The sequence below is a fragment of the Flavobacterium sp. RHBU_3 genome, from assembly GCF_046613565.1.
Lineage (GTDB): Bacteria > Bacteroidota > Bacteroidia > Flavobacteriales > Flavobacteriaceae > Flavobacterium.
On sequence record NZ_JBKJHC010000020.1, the window covers coordinates 18,454 to 36,092 of the forward strand.

Sequence of the window (17,639 nt, forward strand, 5' to 3'; positions counted from 1 at the left end):
GTAAATTCTTACAAAATGTTTAATTGAGATTTCTTAGAAAAGACCGTCTACCGAAAGGTAACGCTCTCCGGTATCGTAGTTAAAGGTAAGTACCACCGCATCTGCAGGAATGGTTTCCGAAAGTTGTGCCACAGCTGCTAGTGAAGCTCCTGTAGATATTCCTCCCAAAATTCCTTCTTTAGTAGCAAGGTCTTTAGCGTATTGAAAAGCAGCATCTCTGCTTACCGTTATTATACTGTCTATGAGTTTACTCTGGTAAATTTCAGGTACAAAACCGGCACCAATACCTTGTATGGGGTGCGGGGCAGGGCTACCACCAGACAGCACCGGTGAAAGTTCTGGCTCTACCGCAATAACCTTTAGGTTAGGAAAATGCTGTTTTAGTACCGATGCAACACCGGTAATGTGCCCGCCGGTACCTACGCCTGTAACCAGGTAATCGATGCCCTCAGGAAAGTCCTCTAGAATTTCGAGAGCTGTAGTTTGTTGGTGCGCCCATACGTTTGCTTGATTGTTAAACTGTGCGGGTGTCCATGCATTAGGTATTTCTTTAAGTAGCTCTGCAGCACGTTCTATAGCGCCTTTCATTCCTTTTTCCCTTGGGGTAAGGTCGAATTCAGCACCGTAAATCTGCATTAGTTTTCGGCGTTCCACGCTCATCGATTCGGGCATTACCAGTATTACTTTGTAGCCTTTTACGGCAGCTACAAGGGCGATACCAATACCCGTATTACCCGATGTAGGCTCTACAATAACGCTCTCCGGAGTAAGCAGGCCTTTTCTTTCTGCATCTTCTATCATGGCCAGGGCTATACGGTCTTTAATGCTTCCGCCGGGGTTTGTACGTTCCAGTTTTATAAAAACATTTTTGTTGTTGTACAGTTTGTTTATGCGTACCACAGGCGTTTTCCCTATGGTTTCTAAAATTGAATTTGCTTTCATATTCTTGAATGTTTGTGTTTAAATACTAAAGTTTTGTACAAGATCCTTTTTCTTTCTTGTAGCTGTTTTGTTTTCCGCCTTGTGAAATACCTGCGAATCGGGTGGTACAGATGCTGTGAGCCAAACACTTCCTCCTATAACCGAACGGGTGCCTACTACGGTATCACCACCCAGTATGGTAGCGTTTGCATAGAGTATTACGTTGTTTTCTATGGTAGGATGCCGTTTTTTAAAAGTATGGTCGCGGTCTACCGATAGTGCTCCAAGGGTTACTCCCTGGTAAATTTTTACGTCGTTACCTATTACGGCGGTTTCGCCTATTACAATCCCGGTGCCGTGATCTATAAAAAAACGCTTACCAATGTTCGCTGCCGGGTGAATGTCTATACCTGTTTTGCTGTGAGAGTACTCACTAATAATGCGTGGAAGAACCTGTAGGCCTGACTTCCATAGCTCATGAGCTAACCGGTGTACCGAAAGCGCAAAGAATCCGGGATAGGCAAGGAGTACTTCATCTTTTGATTTTGCCGCAGGGTCAAATTCCAGTACTGCATTTAAGTCATCCAGCAACGTATTATGTATAACCCCCAGTCTGGCAAAGAATAGCCCTGATAGGGTTTGTGCTTCGGTAGCAGGGATACGTTCCTGCAAAAAGAAGCCTTTCAGTACATCACGCAGCTCAACTTCTTTATGCTGAAATATTGTGTAGCTTATGTATTGCTCTTTTTGGCAAAACAGCCATGCAAATAACTCGTCTACCCAATGCCTTACTTTGTTTGTATCCAGGTGTATTCTGTTTTCAACCAGGTTTGCACGATATATAGCTCTTGTATTATAATGTTCTACTGCTTCCATAGCTATTAAGTTTTATTTTCTGTTTTCATTGATTAAGCCAGTACTTGATTTTGGGCAAAAAAAAAGTCCCTCGGGCAGAGGGACTTAGGTTATTGTATAGTATACGCGCTTTAGTAAAGGTACACACAGCATAACTTGTCCCAGGGTTTCTGAGAACAACAACATGCTACCGATACAAAAGTTATATATTTCATGATATGTAAAAAAAAAGCCCCTGCTGTGCAGAGGCTTGTATATTATAATTTGTTTTAAAATTATGCCATAGCGTGCCCTGCCGAAAAACTCGGTACAAAACAACACATATTGCAAGCTTTAAAATTCATGTCTTTATTTGAAATGATATTAAGGCAAATGTATAAATAATTTTTTACGGCGCAACAAAAATTGGTTAAAAATGTAAAAAAGTCTTTCAGAGTGCGCCGTTATTACCTTAAAAAGAGTGAGGTAATATTTGTGTAATTGTTTGATATACTTTTTTTAAGGTAAAAAAGAGGGCCGCCTTTTTAAGAAGACAGCCCTTTGTTTTACTTTTTAGATTCTTCCACAGACACTTTGCGGAAATCCTTCATAAGTTTGCTTAATTCTAATGCAGATTTACGTGCACGTGTTCCGGCTGCTTTGTTACCTGCTTCAATTTGTAGAGTTGCATCTTTCTGGAAGGCTTCGTACTCTGCTGCGATTTTGTCAAAAAGGTCTTTCATAATAGTTTTAAATAAGGATGGCAAAAATACGATTTTGCCTTTCAACACAATGTTATTTATGATTTTAATAAGGTTTTTTTTATCAGAATTTAAAGACTGACAGTTCTTGTTTTCCTGTAAGTATGAAAACCTGTACCTTTACGGGCAGAATAACAAAATTTTATGGATAAAACAGGTGTTATCTTTGACATGGATGGTGTAATTTGCCACACCAATCCTTTCCACAAGAAGGCTTTTGAAGCTTTTTTCGATAAATATGAAATTCCTTATTCGGAACCGGAATTTGAAGCGCATATGTACGGCAAGCATAACGGTTATATTATGTCGCATTTTTTTAAGCGTACTGTGCAGGGAGCAGAGCTTCTTTCTTTAGAAGATGAAAAGGAATCTATGTTTCGCGAAATTTACAAAACTCAAATACAATCATTACCACACTATCAGGCTTTTTTAAGTGAACTTAAAGCAGAGGGGATATTAACAGGTGTAGCTACTTCCGCTCCACGTGCCAATCTTGATCTTATCCTTGACGGTTTGGCAATTCGTAGTCAAATGGAGTCGGTTATGTCTAGTGAAGATGTTTCAACTCATAAACCTTCACCTGAGGTGTACCTTAAAACTGCCGAACGTTTAGGCTTAGAGCCAAGCCAGTGTCTTGTATTTGAGGATTCTTTTTCCGGTGTATCGGCGGGTTTAAACGCAGGTATGAAGGTTGTAGGCGTATTAAGTTCTCATACTAAAGAAGAACTGCCTCCATGCGATTTCTACATTAATGATTATTCTGAAATTAACGTAGCTAAAGTAAAAGAAATACTCTCTAAACAATAGTTTATTGATAAAAGCGTATTAGGGTATAAAATTAAAGGCTGTCTAAATTTAGACAGCCTTTAATTTTTATTGTTGTTCTTCCTCCGGCGGAGCCGATGTTAATGTACGTATGTGTTTAAGCTTTTCTTTCCAGGTTTTCAGCTCTTCTTTATGGCGTTCTATACTTTTGTATACTTCTTTTACAAAAGGGTTATCCGCTTTGGCATTGCTGATAAACTGAATGTTATTCTCTAACTGGAATATTTCAGATTGCACTTCTTCAATTTTACGCATAATGAAAATCTGTTCGTTTTCCAGTCTGCGGGTGTTGTTGTCACCTTCAGATAGTTGCTCCAGCCTGTTATTAAAGCGCACCATTTCGCTTTCTTTCTTGCTCAGGCTCAGTTTGTCAAACAGTGCATCTAATATCTTGTTAAACTTACCTTCTATATGCCTGCGGGCCTGAGGTACACGCCCCAAAGTCTTCCAGTTTTCTATATGCTGTTTTATAGCATCGAGGTCTTCTTTATGATTGCCTGTTAGCTCAAATGTCTTAAGGTTATCCAGATATTCTTTTTTCTTTTCAAAGGCATCCAGTTCGTCTTTATTGGCTTCATTACGGTGTGCATGCAGTCTGTCAAAATAATGGTTACATGCAGCCTTAAAGTCTTTCCATACGGCATCACTGTATTTACGCGGAACATGGCCTATAGTTTTCCATTCTTCCTGTATCTGTTTCATTACAGCAGTAGTGGCGGCAAAGTCATCACTTTCTTTAAGTTCATTTGCTTTTTCTACAAGTGCCAGTTTACGGTTTAGGTTGGTCTGCTGGTCTTTTTTAATGTCTTTGTAGAAAGAGTTTTTCACGCTGTTAAAGTTTCTTACCGCATCTTTAAATGCAGCCCAAACTTCTTCGTTAACCTCTTGTGGTACCTTACCTGCCTTGAAGAATTCTTCTCTAAGGGCTTCAACGCGGTCTATAAGTCCCTGCCATGCATTGTGCGCTGTTACCTTTTCGGCAGCAACTGCTTCAATACCGGCTATAATTTCCTGTTTTTTCTTCAGGTTTTCATTTTCTGTTTCGCGGATACGGCTTACAAGTGCTTCGCGCTTTTCGTGTATTTGCTTGGTAAGTTCACTAAAACGGTTCCATATTTCTTCGCGGTGTTCACGAGATACCGGGCCTATTTCCTCTTTCCATATCTTGTGTAGCGCTTGTAGCTCACGGAAAGCCTTGCTTACATCAGTGTCGTTAGCTAATTCTTCCGCACGTGCTATAATTTTAAGCTTCTGGTCCAGGTTGTGCTTAAAGTCCAGGTCGCGTGCCTCGCGGTCCAGGTGTAGCTGGTCGTAAAAACGCTCTATATGGAAGTGGAAGTTGTTAAATACGTGGTTGTATTTATCCCTTGGTATAGGGCCGGCATTTTTCCAGCGCTCCCTCAATTCGTTAACCTGTTTTATAGAGTCTTTAAGGTTACTGCCGTTATCAGCTAATACCTTTAGTTCTTCTATAATTGCTATCCTGTTATCTAGATTAGCTTTTTGGTCATTCTGCACCTTTTTAAAGTGGGCATTTTTCTGATCCCTATACTTATTATAAAGGCTGTCAAATGTATTTTTTAATGGGAAATGGTATTCAAAACCCGAGGTATCTCCACCATTATCGTTAGTGTACTCGTCCCTTTTTTCTTCTATAAAATGATTATACTTGTTGTAAAACTCACGACGAATTTCTTCAACGCGGTTTTTTACAGACAAAGCGCTTTCACCTGATGTAAGTTTTTCCAGTTCAGCCGTAAGCTGCTCCATAGAAAAATCGCCATAATCAGGTACCTCTTCAGAATGATCTTCATCATGATGTTCAGCTTCCGCACTTACAGGTTCCTCGCTGGTCTCAACTACTTCTGTAACTTCTTCAGCAACCGGTTCCGGTGCGGTAGTTTCCTCGGATTTTTCTGCTTCAGGTGTTTCTTCAGGTTCAGCTCCGGTAACTTCGGCTGGGGCAAAAGGAAGTTGGCCTTCCGTTTCGTGAAGTTGCTCTTTAAGGTCTTCGGTATCTTCCGGAAGTTCCTCATTACTTACAGCTTTGTTTTCAGGAATGTAGCCGTTTTCAAAGGTGTCTCCGGCTCCTGTAATCGGGGTTCCATCTGCATCATGCAGGTTGTCATTCTTTTCTTCTAACATTTTTTTAATGCTTAAGGGGTTAGCTTTATTGCCGAAAGATACTAAACACTCTTGAAAATTCAAAGAAAAACATCTTATACAGATAATTTTTCTGAATTATAAATCAATTTTATAACAATATTAACAAAATGATTAATACGGTTTAACGGTTCCATATTTTCCAGGCTCTTTCGGCTTGATACACAAGCATTTTGTAGCCATTCATGGTTTTTGCCCCGTTTTCCTTTGCCAGTCGAAGAAATTTTGTTTCCTCCGGATTGTACACTAAATCGTAAGCAATATGCTTTTTGGTAAACAATGAATAGTCCAGTTCGGGGCATTCATCCACATTTGGGAAAGTTCCTACAGGTGTGGTGTTGATGATGATGTGGTATTCGCTGAAAACATCTTCGGTAAGGTCGGCATAACCAAACAGTTCTTCATTACCGCTGCGCGAAACAAAATCGTATTCAATCTTCATCTTTCGTAATGCAAATGCTACGGCTTTAGCCGCACCGCCGGTACCCAGTATCAGGGCTTTCTCGTGGTGTTTTTTCAGCAGTGGCTTTAGTGATTTCTTAAACCCGAAGTAATCGGTATTATAGCCTTTAAGCTTACCTTTTCTAGATACGGTAATAGTATTTACAGCACCTATTATTTTGGCATTTTTGGAAAGTTTATCCAGTAAAGGTAATATCTCTTCCTTATACGGAATAGTTACATTAAGCCCTTTTATTCCCTTAGTGTTTTTTAGTATATATGGTAGTTCATCAATTTCATCAATATCAAAATTGCGGTACGATACACTTTCAATTTTAAGTTTTTCAAACTTTTTTTTGAAGTACCCGGCAGAGAAGGAGTAGCTGATGTTGCGGCCCACAAGGCCAAATATTCTTTCTTTCACGATGTATGAAATTGATTAAAATAAAAACCCGGCAAATATACTAAGCCGGGTAAATATATTCATTAAATGTTAACTTAACGTTTCCTGTATTTTTTCATTTCGTCCTGAACAACCTGTAAGTAAAACACATCAGGGAAATATTCTTCCAGCAACGTGTGGTGACGGTAGTTCAGTTTCAGGCCATTATTAAGATGATAAATACCCTTATCGGTTTGGCTTTGCTGTAAGTATAAACCTGCTAATCGGTACTCAATTTCGTATTCATCAGCATGGTATTCTGCAGCCTGGTTCAGTGTTTCAATAGCACTGTCGTTTTCGCCAAGGCTGTGCAGCGTATCGATCCAAAATAACCAGGTGTCGAGCTGATAATCACCAAACTCTACTGCCTTACGATAACCTTCTTCAGCTTCTTCATAAAACTTAAGGGCTGTGTTTATGGTTGCATAGCGTTTCCAGTATACCTTATTTTCGTTATCAATACCTATGGCCTTATTTACGTAATACAGCGCTTTTTGGTAATTTTTAAGGCGTAAGTAAAAATCAGTTATAGCTATCCATGCTTTATCAAGTAACGGATCTTCGTGTACCGTTTTTAGGTAATACTTCAGCGCTTTTTCCTTATTGCCCAGTCTTTCGTAACATTTGCCCACACGAAGCAGCGCAAATGATGTAGGGTCATCAAGCTCCATAGTAGTGTTGTAGCACTCTATGGCTTCTTCATAACGCTTCAACTTTTCAAGCGTCTTAGCTTTTTCCAGGAATGCGCCCAAAAACACTTCGTCTATTAGCGTAGCATATTCAAATGCCCTTAAGGCTTCTTCATAGTTTTTAATAGCGTAATACTGACGGCCAAGCTGGTGCCAGGCTACCTCGCTGTACGGCTGTTTGTCTATAAAACTGTTCAGGAAATCAATGGCTTCAAGGTTTTGATCCAAAAAGTCAAAACAGTACACTACATTGTATAGTGCCGAATGGTCTTCAAGGTCTTCCTCAAGGCACTTAATAAAGTTTTCCCTTGCCAGTTCCAGGTTATCCATAAACAAGTATTCCATACCTAACAGCGAGTATACATCGGCATAGTCGTCTGTATATTTCAAGGCTGTTTTAAGGTATTCTACAGCTTTATCGTGCTGGTCGCGTTTACTGTAAATATTGGCTTTCTGGATATAGATTTCCTCGTTAGTAGGCTCTATGGCATAAAGGTCGTTCAGTAAACGTTCTGCCTGCTCCAGTTTATCATCAAAAACTAAAATCTCTACTTGTACTAATTTTAAGCCTGTTGATCTGGGATGTTGTTCCAGTCCTAATTTTAAGGCCTTCTTAGCTAAATTTATTTTTCCGCTGTCGAGGTAGTGGAGGATAATGTCCTCAAACTCTTCAGAGTCAAAGAAGAATACTTTGTTGGTCTTCAACATCGATTCGAACTTTGATAAGGATAAACTGCGATCTTCTTCCTCGTGACTCAAATTCATACTCCTACGGTTTAAATATCCTTCTTAAAGTTACAAAATCTTCACCCTAATTAGAAATTCTTTAAATATCTTTTAAACAAATTAATTAACAAAATGTTGAATAATCTACATGCCAACCAATTATCGGCTGTTATCCAACTCATGCATCACTTCATCCATTACTTCAAGAATAATGCCAACCCCTTCGCGGATTTCATCATCCGAAATTGTAAGGGGAGGAGTAATGCGTATGGCTTTTCCTTCAAACAGCAGCCAGAACAAAATAAGCCCCCTTTCGTGGCAGCGAAGTATCACTTTGTTAGTAATATCATCGTTTTCGGTCATTGCAGCAAGCATAAGGCCACGACCACGCACTTCGGTAATTAACGGATGCACCAACAAGCTACGGAACAATTTTTCTTTTTCCAGTGCCTGTGCCATAATGTCAGTTTCAAGAATTTCCTGCAAAGTTGCGAGGCAAGCCGCTGCTATTACAGGGTGTCCGCCAAAAGTAGTTATGTGGCCCAGTTTTGGGTCGTGACTCAGTAAATCCATCATTTCAGATGATGCGGTGAATGCCCCTACAGGCATACCGCCACCCATACCTTTGCCCATAACAATAACATCGGGTATTACATCGTAGTTCTCAAATCCGAATAATTTTCCTGTACGGCCAAATCCGGGTTGTATCTCATCCAGTATCATTAGTGCGCCTACTTCGTCGCAGCGCTGGCGTACTTTTTTAAGGAAATCATTATATGGTTCTACAAAACCGGCGCCTCCCTGTATGGTTTCCAGTATAACACCTGCCGTCTTGGTCGTAATTTTCTCCAGGTCGGCCTCATTATTGTAGTTTATGAAATCCACATCGGGTATAAGTGGGCGGAATATTTGTTTGCGCTCCTCAAAACCCATAACGCTCATAGAACCCATGGTATTGCCGTGATATGCATTAAAACACGATATAAGTTGGCTGCGGCCCGTAACCCTACGTGCCAGTTTTAGGGCGCCTTCAGTAGCTTCGGTGCCGCTGTTAAGCAGGTAGGTGTTGTTCAGCTTTTCCGGTAGGTGCTGTGCTAATAGCCTGCAAAACTCTACCGCTGGGTGCTGGGCATATTCGCCATACACCATAACGTGCGAGTATTTGTCCAGCTGATCTTTTATGGCCTGTGTTACCCTTGGGTGCTGGTGCCCCAGGCTTGCCGCCGATACCCCCGCTACAAAGTCGAGGTAGGGCTTGTTATCTACATCATATATATAGCTCCCTTTGGCATGCGATATTGCAATACCAAGGGGGTGTTTGCTGGTTTGTGTCTGGTATTTGTAAAAATCGTTCAGCATTGGTGTACGTTGCTATTAAGATTTTGTTTTTTTATCCTTCTTAGCCGGAGCTTTTGGGGTAGAAACCTTAGCCGCAGGTGCTACAGCTGGAGTAGTTGCGACGGGAGCCGTTGTTTCTGTTCCTTCAGGTTTTGGTTTCGGGTGCTCTTTATCCCAGTTCAGGGTTTCCTTTAGCGGCTCCAGGGGTTTGTCTTCCTTTTGTTTTAGCTTACCCGTTTTCTTTAGTATTTCCTCATGGAGTTTCTTTTCTTCCTCAGGGAAAATATCGTCTTTTGTGAGTATTCTCTCATCGCCGCGCCATTCAAAACCTCTCAATTTCCGTGCATTTTCTGCAAACTGATTTTCGGGGTAACTTTCGCTAAAAGGCTTTATTAAAGAGGTTACCGAAACAATCTGGTTGTCTTCAATATCAAGATGTATTTTACTGCTTACGCCTTTGTCTATGCCGATAAGCGTGTTATCGCTATCGTACATATAGTAAATTTTCTCGGTATTTTTTACAAGGTCTATTTCATAAAGTTTGTTGTCGCAAAAGCGTCCATACAGGTTTACACCCTTTACCTGGTTATACCGGGGTTTATCCCTGTGTGCAAAACTCCATACGGTATCCAGTTGTACTATAAAGGCATTGTTCAGTACTTTAATACTGTCGAGCTGTTGGGTTTTATTATCGGATATAAGGTGAATGATATCGCCTGTCACCTGACTGTCGCCGTTCCATACCACCGGTCGTTTTATAAGCTGTGTAAGTCCTTTAGCTTCGTCCGAATGTATCGAATCGCATTTGCCGCTCATATCTACCTTGTAAAAACGTGCATCGTTAAATCCTCGTATAATACGTGCGCCTTCTTTACCGGTTACCAGCATACGCTTGGCGTGCATGTATACTGAGTCGGTTTCTACTAGGGTAACAGCTTCAGCATGCTTTGTTACAAAAAGTGAATCCTTAGCTTTAAATACTTCACCGTAGTGGCCACGAATAGTATATTTGTTTACACTATCCCGCACGCTTACATTATCGGTAAGGCTTGAGAATTCCTTTTTACGATCGTAGTAAATGTAGTCGGCTTTAATGCGCTGTGTATCGTAGTCTATATATGAATTTGTAAACAGCTTGGCCTGGTCTTTCTTAGTGTCGTAAAACCCTTTTTCGGTATAAATAAAATTGTTTTTACCGGTTATGGTTGTTGGCCCAAATACGTATGCATGACCCGGACTGGTATAGTAGTCCAGGTGGTTTGACTTCATTACATACTTAGGGTTAGTAAGTGTTACAGCAGTTGTAAACTGGTATTTTTTCTGTGGAATATAATAGCGCCCTGATTTGCTTTTCAGTACGTTTTCTCCGCTGGTTATGGTACCGGGTGTACGGTAGTAAGCCTGCTGTATATTTCTATCCAGATAAATAGTATCGGTTACCAGGCGCGTATCGGGTGATTTCATACTTACATTACCACTGGCAAAAGCAAATTTACGTTCGCCGTTGTACTCCGCGTATTTGCTGTTCAGGTAAAGTGTATCACCTTGGTTCATTACCACATCGCCAAATAGCTTCGCGTAATTTTCAGCCTCAAAGTAATAGGCTTTGTTAGAAAGTATGGTTACACCTTCATGCTTTAGCCTTACATGGCCGGTAAGAACAACCGCACCGGGTATTTCGGTTTGGTTTCGGTCAGTGTAATCGGCATTTTCTATAATGACCTTGCTTTTTTGTGCAGGTTTTGGCTGCGCAAAACCCGGCAGCCACCATAGGGTAAGGAGTATAGTAACAAGAAACGCTTTCTTCAAAGTATAGGAAATTTGAGCAAAATTACACAAAAACATCTTAATTTTCAGTATTAGCAAACGCTTATAAAACGGTACTTACCTATAAAAAGTATGGCAATAATAATGCCTAAAAAGAAACCGCCACTCGGGCGGTTTATATTATAGTGTTTCAGTCCTGTTCTTAGCGGTAATGATAAAGTAGATACCTATAAGTATAAATGGTATACTTAGCCATTGTCCGGTAGAAAGTATAGGGTTTTTGCCTTCAAAACCGCCCTGGCTTTGTTTTACAAATTCTACCACAAAGCGCACCGTCCACAGGAAGACCATAAATACCCCGAAAAGAAGTCCTCTGTATTTACGTGCAGGTGTTTTCCAATACATGTAAAAAAGTATAGCAAATACAAATATGTACATAAATGCTTCATACAACTGCGCCGGGTGACGGTAAGGTATATTTTCAAGGGTTTTAGCAAAACGCGGATCTTGCGCTATAAGATGGTATGCTTCATCTGGTGTTTTTGCACCGGTTATTTTCATGGCTTCTGATTTACCTAACCAATCTTCACCGCGCACAAATTTTACAGCGGTAGGCATATTAGGGTCTTTTACCTCGTCACCTAAGATTTCACTATTAAAAAAGTTACCCATCCTTACAAAAATACCACCGCTGGTTACGGGTATCACCACACGATCTAATACCCAAAGTATAGGCCTGTGGATTATCTTTTTGCTATACCAAATGCATGAAAGTATTATAGCTATAGCAGCACCGTGACTGGCAAGGCCTGCAAAGCCTGTAAATTCGAAATCTCCTTTATCATCCCAACGGAATGGTAATAATATTTCTGCCGGGTGCTTGCTGAAATAAGGCCAGTCATAAAAAAACACCTGCCCAAGCCTGGCTCCAAGTAGTGTGGCTACCACGGTATAGATAAACAACTTATCCAGCTTATCCGTAGATTCGCCTTCGCGGTCGTAAATCTTTTTCATTATGTACCAGCCCAGTACAAAGGCTACTATAAACATTAAGCTGTAAAAACGCAGTTTCAATGGTCCAATATCTACACCTTCGGCGCTGTTCCATGTAAAGCTTAGGCTGTGTATCATGTATCTTATTTTGTGTTTTTTTAAATTTAAACTGTTTGTCCTGTAAAAGTAAGGTTTGTTACAGTAAAAACTGTTAATTAATGTTTATGCGCACATTTTTTTTCAGGAACGGGGTCATAGCCACGCCCTCCCCACGGATTACAGCTTACTATGCGTTTTATGCCCAGCCATCCTCCGTAAAAAAGCCCGTGGGTTTTAAGGGCTTCAAGAGTGTATTGAGAACATGTAGGGGAGTACCTGCAGGCTGATGGAAGCAGGGGAGATATGGCTGCCTGGTATACCCGTATCAGGAGTATAAATGGAGCTGTAATTATCTGCCCTGCTTTCATTTCAGTATTATTTTACGCTAAAGGTAGTACCTTCTTTGGTGTCTTTTAGTTCTATACCCAGTTCTGTAAGGCGATTACGGATTTCATCGCTCAATGCAAAGTTTTTATTGGCACGGGCTTCCCTACGCATTTCTATAAGCATGTTTACCACACCTTCCAGTTTGTCATTGCTGCCGTCCTGTCCTTTTTCATCCTTAAGTCCCAGTACGTCAAACGTAAAGCTGTACAATGTTTTCTTCATGCAGTCAAGGTCGGCTTGTGTAAGTGTTTCCTTATTTTCCTTAAGCAGGTTAGCAAACTTTACGGCTTCAAACAGGTGTGCTATCAGTATAGGGCTGTTAAAGTCGTCGTTCATGGCATCGTAGCACAGCTGTTTCCATGCAGCAATATCAAGGGTAGACGTTGCGGCCGGAGTTATTTCCTCCAGTGTAGCAAAGGCTTCCATTAGCTTGTTGTAACCCTTTTCAGATGCCGTGATGGCCTCATCGCTAAAGTCAAGTACACTTCTATAATGTGCCTGTAGCATAAAGAAACGCGCCACCGATGGCGAAAACGCCTTGCTCAGGAACGGGTTATTACCGGTAAAAATCTCGCGTGGCAGTATGTTGTTACCCGTAGATTTCGACATCTTTTTGCCGTTTAGCGTAAGCATATTGGCATGCATCCAGTAGTTTACTGGGCTATGGCCTGTAGCAGCTTCGTTTTGCGCAATTTCACATTCATGGTGCGGGAACTTAAGGTCCATGCCGCCGCCGTGAATGTCAAAATGGTTACCCAGGTATTTGGTGCTCATGGCTGTGCATTCCAGGTGCCACCCCGGGAAACCGTCGCCCCAAGGAGAAGGCCAGCGCATTATATGTTCAGGCTCGGCACGCTTCCACAGCGCAAAGTCGGCAGAATTGCGTTTCTCGTCCTGTCCGGCAAGTTCGCGGCTGTTGGCCAGCATATCGTCAAGATTACGGCCACTAAGCTGCCCGTAGTTGTGGTTTTCGTTAAATTTAACCACATCAAAATACACCGAACCATTACTTTCGTAAGCAAAACCATTGGCTATAATTTCCTTTATGGTTTCTATCTGCTCTATAATGTGTCCGGTAGCGGTAGGCTCTATGCTTGGTGGCATATTGTTAAACAGTTCCAGTATCTGGTGAAAATCTACCGAATACTGTTGTACAATTTCCATGGGCTCCAGCTTTTCCAGCCTGGCTTTTTTTGCAATTTTATCTTCACCTTCGTCGGCATCATCTTCTATGTGGCCTACGTCAGTTATATTACGCACATATCTTACCTTGTAGCCAAGGTGTTTAAGGTAGCGGTAAACCAGGTCAAAAGATATAAAGGTGCGGCAGTTGCCCAGGTGCACATTGCTGTATACGGTAGGGCCGCACACATACATGCCTACATTTCCATCTAAGATGGGAGTAAACACCTCTTTGTCGCCCGAAAGCGAGTTGTATATCTTTAGTTGCTGGTTAAGATTAAGTTGCATATAAATGGTTTAATTTTCTTAAAACTGGGTGTCAAGTTTAATGTAATCAAGGAATTCCCTGCGTACACTGTCTTCTTTAAATTTTCCGCCAAACTCGCTGGTAACCGTACTGCTTTCTATGTCGCGGATACCACGTGAGTTAACGCAAAGGTGCTTGGCATCAATAACACAGGCTACATCTTGTGTACCCAGTACACGCTGCATTTCCTGTACTATCTGCATAGTGAGGCGTTCCTGTACCTGAGGGCGTTTTGCAAAGAAATCTACAATACGGTTCATCTTGCTTAGTCCTATTACAGACCCGTTGCTAATATAAGCAACATGTGCGCGCCCTACAATAGGTAAAAGGTGATGCTCGCAGGTAGAATAAACGGTTATGTTTTTTTCTACCAGCATTTCGCCGTATTTGTATTTGTTTTCAAATGTAGATGAACCCGGTTTTTTACTTGGGTTAAGACCTCCAAAAATCTCTTTTACAAACATCTTGGCTACACGGTTAGGTGTGCCTTTCAGGCTGTCGTCTGTAAGATCCATACCCAGTGTTTGCAGAATGCTTTCTACATCTTTTTTTATAAGTGCAATTTTCTCTTCGTCAGATAATTGAAAAGCGTCTTCCCTGATTGGGGTTTCGGCGCTGGTTGCTATATGGTTCTCGCCAAGGTCGTCGCGAAAATCGTCGTTATGAGTCATTACAATATATGTTAGCGTATATAAATAGTGTGCAAAGATAGTTAGAAAACTTTTATTGTTAACCTATGTTTAAAAGGCTTTGCAAAAGAGAATGTAATTAACTCTTTTTTAGTAATTGAACTCTTTTTATGTATTTTTCTAAATTTTAGCTAATGCATCAGCTATAGTCTATTTTCTATGAAAATGTGTTAAAAATAATTTTTTTCACAAAATAGGGTAGGGTATACGGTTTTTGAAATGTTAACATAAAAAATGTGAATTTTATGTTGCGTAAAGTTCATTTTATTGTAATTTTCGCGTTTCAAAAATCATTCTCTGAAAATGAAGAAATACTACTTATTTTGCTTTCTTAGTTTGCTTACTTTAAATGTTTTCGGACAAGGAAGTAACTGTGCCTCCATGGACCCCTTTTGTGCAGGCGGCAGTACGCTTACATTTCCCAGTGCCACAGGTACATCAATAACACCAGGCGATGCCCAGGGTTATGGTTGCCTCGGTTCTCAGCCGAACCCGGCATGGTTTTATATGCAAATTGATACATCGGGGAACCTTGTGTTTAACCTTACCCAGGTGAATACAAGTGGTACTCCTATTGATGTTGACTTTATTGCATGGGGGCCTTTTGTAGGGCCGCCACCTATTTGTGGACCTTCAAATCTTAACAGTACTACTCAGGTAGATTGTAGTTATTCTGCTTCTGCAACAGAACAAATTGATATTCCGAATGCACAGTCGGGTATGTTCTACGTTGTACTTATTACTAACTTTAACGGTAGTGCCGGTAGTATTAGTCTTACCCAGACCAATACTAACCAAACGGGTTCAGGTTCTACAAGTTGTGCTATTCTTTGCCCGCTTACTATTGGTGAGGATTTTATTCTTTGTCCTGATACTACTGCTAACATAAATGCGGTATTTACACCTCAGGGGACATATAATAGTAACCTAACAGTTATTCAATGGTATAATGGACCAACTCCTATACCTGGAGCTAATGGTACATCTTTAACTATTAGTTCACCGGGTACTTATTCGGTAAGTATTACAAACCCTGCCTGTGGTTCAAGTGCTATTACTGATAGTGTAGTGGTTACCGGTCCTGGCGATTTCCCTACAGCCGATCCTGAAGATATTACTATTTGTGGTGTAGGTAGTTCTCCTTATACTTTTGATTTAACCGAAAATAACGCTACAATATTAAACGGTCAGGATGAAAGTCTTTATCCTATTACGTATTATGAAAGTGAAGCCGATGCAATAGAAGGTTTTCCTTTTATTTATACCCCTGAAACCTATTCGGGTACAGATGGACAGGTAATGTGGATTACTGTAGAAGACTATAATACAGGTTGTAAAATAAGAAGGTCGTTTACGCTGCATGCAAATCCTGCGCCGCAGCCACCGGTACTCTCTAATTTTTATGCTTGTGACCAGGATCATAATAACGTAGAAACATTTGATCTTACCGCTCAGGATGGACCTGCACTTGCTTTGGCGGACCCGAATGAGTTTACAGTTACGTACTATACTTCTCAGGCTGATGCCGACGCTAATACTAATGCTATAGCAGTACCTGAAAGTTATACAACTTCAGGTGGAATGATTTATGTTCGTGTAACCAATAATGCTGATGTTAACTGTTATGGAACTACAAGCTTCTTAATTGTAGTTACTCCGCAACCTGAGGTTACAGCCCCTGCCGATGTGTTTATTTGCAGTAACGATACCTATGTGCTTCCTGCACTTAGTGAGGGTAACTACTATACCGGTACTGGCGGAACAGGAACCATGCTTGCCGTTGGTACAGCTATAACTGCTACACAAACTATATATGTATATGCTGTTAATGGTACAGCTCCAAATACCTGTACAGACGAAGACAGCTTTGTGGTAACAGTTTATCCACAACCTGTTGCTCCTGAATACTCAGATGTGACAGAGTGCGGTAGCTATACTCTTGAAGCTATTACAGGTGCTGTTTACCGTACTGCTACAGGTGGTGCCGGTATCCAGTTATATCCTGGGGATATCTTAACCCAAACCCGTACGGTATATGTATTGGCTCAAACTGGTAATGGCTCTGTAACCTGTACCGATGAGACTTCGTTTGTGGTTACCATAGTACACCCACCGGTACTTACTACGCCTACCGCCCTTGAAGCCTGCGACGATGTTACTAATAATGGTACAGAATTATTTAACCTTATCCCGGCGGGTAACCAGGCTGTAAATAACCAAAGCGGTTATACCATAACCTACTATACCAGCAATGCCACTGCCCAGGCGGGAGGCACTACCGGACAGATTACCAATCCTTCTGCTTACGAAGGTTCGGGCAACGTATACATCAGGGTAGTAGCGGCTGGCGATGCCACCGCATGTTATGCCATTAAAGCAGTACAACTTATCGTCCACCCAAAACCGGATGTACTACCGGTATCGGATTACATACTATGCGACGATACAGCTCCGGCTCTTGACGGCATTGAGACCTTTGACCTAACAACCAAAAACGCAGAAGCCACTACAGACGCTACCGCTACGGTAACGTATTATACAAGCAACACCGATGCCCAGTTGGGCCAAAACGCAATACAAAACCCATCAGCGTTCCAGAACACCGTTCCTGACCAACAGGAGATCTGGGTACGTGTGGAAACAGTTTACGGCTGTTGGGATACCGATAGCTTCAACCTGATTGTGAACCCGCTGCCACAGGCAGATTTAACCACACCGGTATTCTATGCCTGTGAAGAAACCCCTGGCGAAGGATTATTTGACCTTACGGAAGTAACCCCGGTTATTACCAGTGGCCAGCCGGGTTATTCAGTAGCGTACTACACAGATGCCGCTACTACCCAACAGATAGACGAAAGCACCCCGTATTTAACGTCGGATGCTACGATTTACGCCCTTGTAACCGATGTGGTAACCGGCTGTAACATAGTAGCCGCGGTGAGCCTTGACGTGCAGCCGGCACCGATAGCCCCAACGCCAACGCCACTTGAAGAGTGTGACTTTAACAACGATAATGTAGCTGCGTTTAACCTACAGGATGCGCTGGATGAAATCCAGGCTGCGATGGGTAATGGC

Annotated in this window: 14 protein-coding genes; 2 read left to right on the forward strand and 12 right to left on the reverse strand. The window is 41.4% G+C overall.

Features of this window, described 5'->3' with window-relative positions:
- Window positions 1–33 precede the first annotated feature (33 nt).
- The 3 genes from cysK to ACLI1A_RS19055 form a co-directional block, all read right to left on the reverse strand.
- Window positions 34–942 carry a cysteine synthase A gene (gene cysK, locus ACLI1A_RS19045; protein ID WP_411410289.1) on the reverse strand — a complete coding sequence of 303 codons (909 nt, stop codon included), beginning with the start codon at window positions 940–942 and terminating at the stop codon, window positions 34–36.
- An 18-nt stretch (window positions 943–960) separates the two neighbouring features.
- Window positions 961–1,797: a serine O-acetyltransferase EpsC gene (gene epsC, locus ACLI1A_RS19050; RefSeq protein ID WP_411410290.1), complete on the reverse strand. Its 837-nt coding sequence runs from the start codon at window positions 1,795–1,797 to the stop codon at window positions 961–963.
- A gap of 524 nt (window positions 1,798–2,321) precedes the next feature.
- Window positions 2,322–2,498 carry a histone H1 gene (locus tag ACLI1A_RS19055; protein WP_411410291.1) on the reverse strand — a complete coding sequence of 59 codons (177 nt, stop codon included), beginning with the start codon at window positions 2,496–2,498 and terminating at the stop codon, window positions 2,322–2,324.
- Between the two features lie 162 nt (window positions 2,499–2,660).
- Between ACLI1A_RS19055 and ACLI1A_RS19060 the strand changes: the two genes are divergently transcribed.
- Window positions 2,661–3,323, forward strand: coding sequence for an HAD family hydrolase (locus ACLI1A_RS19060; RefSeq protein WP_411410292.1), 663 nt, complete (start codon window positions 2,661–2,663; stop codon window positions 3,321–3,323).
- A 66-nt stretch (window positions 3,324–3,389) separates the two neighbouring features.
- Here the strand turns inward: ACLI1A_RS19060 and ACLI1A_RS19065 are convergent, their stop codons facing one another.
- The 9 genes from ACLI1A_RS19065 to folE all read right to left on the reverse strand — a co-directional run bounded on the left by ACLI1A_RS19065 (window position 3,390) and on the right by folE (window position 14,546).
- Window positions 3,390–5,486, reverse strand: a complete 2,097-nt coding sequence (locus ACLI1A_RS19065; protein WP_411410293.1) for a DUF349 domain-containing protein — start codon at window positions 5,484–5,486, stop codon at window positions 3,390–3,392.
- 142 nt (window positions 5,487–5,628) lie between these two features.
- Complete coding sequence (locus tag ACLI1A_RS19070; RefSeq protein WP_411410294.1) at window positions 5,629–6,369, reverse strand: shikimate dehydrogenase family protein; 741 nt, start codon at window positions 6,367–6,369, stop codon at window positions 5,629–5,631.
- Window positions 6,370–6,443: 74 nt separating this feature from the next.
- Window positions 6,444–7,841: a tetratricopeptide repeat protein gene (locus ACLI1A_RS19075; RefSeq protein WP_411410295.1), complete on the reverse strand. Its 1,398-nt coding sequence runs from the start codon at window positions 7,839–7,841 to the stop codon at window positions 6,444–6,446.
- A gap of 120 nt (window positions 7,842–7,961) precedes the next feature.
- Window positions 7,962–9,161 (reverse strand): aspartate aminotransferase family protein, encoded by a 1,200-nt coding sequence (locus ACLI1A_RS19080; RefSeq protein WP_411410296.1) that lies wholly within the window; start codon window positions 9,159–9,161, stop codon window positions 7,962–7,964.
- Between the two features lie 15 nt (window positions 9,162–9,176).
- Complete coding sequence (locus ACLI1A_RS19085; RefSeq protein WP_411410297.1) at window positions 9,177–10,949, reverse strand: OstA-like protein; 1,773 nt, start codon at window positions 10,947–10,949, stop codon at window positions 9,177–9,179.
- A gap of 138 nt (window positions 10,950–11,087) precedes the next feature.
- Complete coding sequence (lgt, locus tag ACLI1A_RS19090; RefSeq protein ID WP_411410298.1) at window positions 11,088–12,038, reverse strand: prolipoprotein diacylglyceryl transferase; 951 nt, start codon at window positions 12,036–12,038, stop codon at window positions 11,088–11,090.
- A 77-nt stretch (window positions 12,039–12,115) separates the two neighbouring features.
- Entirely contained in the window at window positions 12,116–12,367 is a 252-nt protein-coding gene (gene yidD, locus ACLI1A_RS19095) for a membrane protein insertion efficiency factor YidD (RefSeq protein ID WP_411410299.1), read from the reverse strand.
- A 7-nt stretch (window positions 12,368–12,374) separates the two neighbouring features.
- Entirely contained in the window at window positions 12,375–13,856 is a 1,482-nt protein-coding gene (cysS, locus tag ACLI1A_RS19100; protein ID WP_411410300.1) for a cysteine--tRNA ligase, read from the reverse strand.
- 18 nt (window positions 13,857–13,874) lie between these two features.
- A complete protein-coding gene (folE, locus tag ACLI1A_RS19105; protein WP_411410301.1) occupies window positions 13,875–14,546 on the reverse strand; it encodes a GTP cyclohydrolase I FolE in 672 nt (223 codons plus the stop codon).
- Between the two features lie 399 nt (window positions 14,547–14,945).
- Here folE and ACLI1A_RS19110 point away from each other — a divergent pair.
- Window positions 14,946–17,639, forward strand: a 2,694-nt coding sequence (locus ACLI1A_RS19110; RefSeq protein ID WP_411410302.1) for a hypothetical protein, incomplete at its 3' end; no start/stop codon positions are given.

Excerpts from the sequence above, each read along its gene's own strand:
- cysK (WP_411410289.1), bottom strand. The coding sequence starts at position 942 with ATGAAAGCAAATTCAATTTTAGAAACCATAGGGAAAACGCCTGTGGTA.
- epsC (WP_411410290.1), bottom strand. The coding sequence starts at position 1,797 with ATGGAAGCAGTAGAACATTATAATACAAGAGCTATATATCGTGCAAAC.
- ACLI1A_RS19055 (WP_411410291.1), bottom strand. The coding sequence starts at position 2,498 with ATGAAAGACCTTTTTGACAAAATCGCAGCAGAGTACGAAGCCTTCCAG.
- ACLI1A_RS19060 (WP_411410292.1), top strand. The coding sequence starts at position 2,661 with ATGGATAAAACAGGTGTTATCTTTGACATGGATGGTGTAATTTGCCAC.
- ACLI1A_RS19065 (WP_411410293.1), bottom strand. The coding sequence starts at position 5,486 with ATGTTAGAAGAAAAGAATGACAACCTGCATGATGCAGATGGAACCCCG.
- ACLI1A_RS19075 (WP_411410295.1), bottom strand. The coding sequence starts at position 7,841 with ATGAATTTGAGTCACGAGGAAGAAGATCGCAGTTTATCCTTATCAAAG.
- ACLI1A_RS19080 (WP_411410296.1), bottom strand. The coding sequence starts at position 9,161 with ATGCTGAACGATTTTTACAAATACCAGACACAAACCAGCAAACACCCC.
- lgt (WP_411410298.1), bottom strand. The coding sequence starts at position 12,038 with ATGATACACAGCCTAAGCTTTACATGGAACAGCGCCGAAGGTGTAGAT.
- yidD (WP_411410299.1), bottom strand. The coding sequence starts at position 12,367 with ATGAAAGCAGGGCAGATAATTACAGCTCCATTTATACTCCTGATACGG.
- cysS (WP_411410300.1), bottom strand. The coding sequence starts at position 13,856 with ATGCAACTTAATCTTAACCAGCAACTAAAGATATACAACTCGCTTTCG.
- folE (WP_411410301.1), bottom strand. The coding sequence starts at position 14,546 with ATGACTCATAACGACGATTTTCGCGACGACCTTGGCGAGAACCATATA.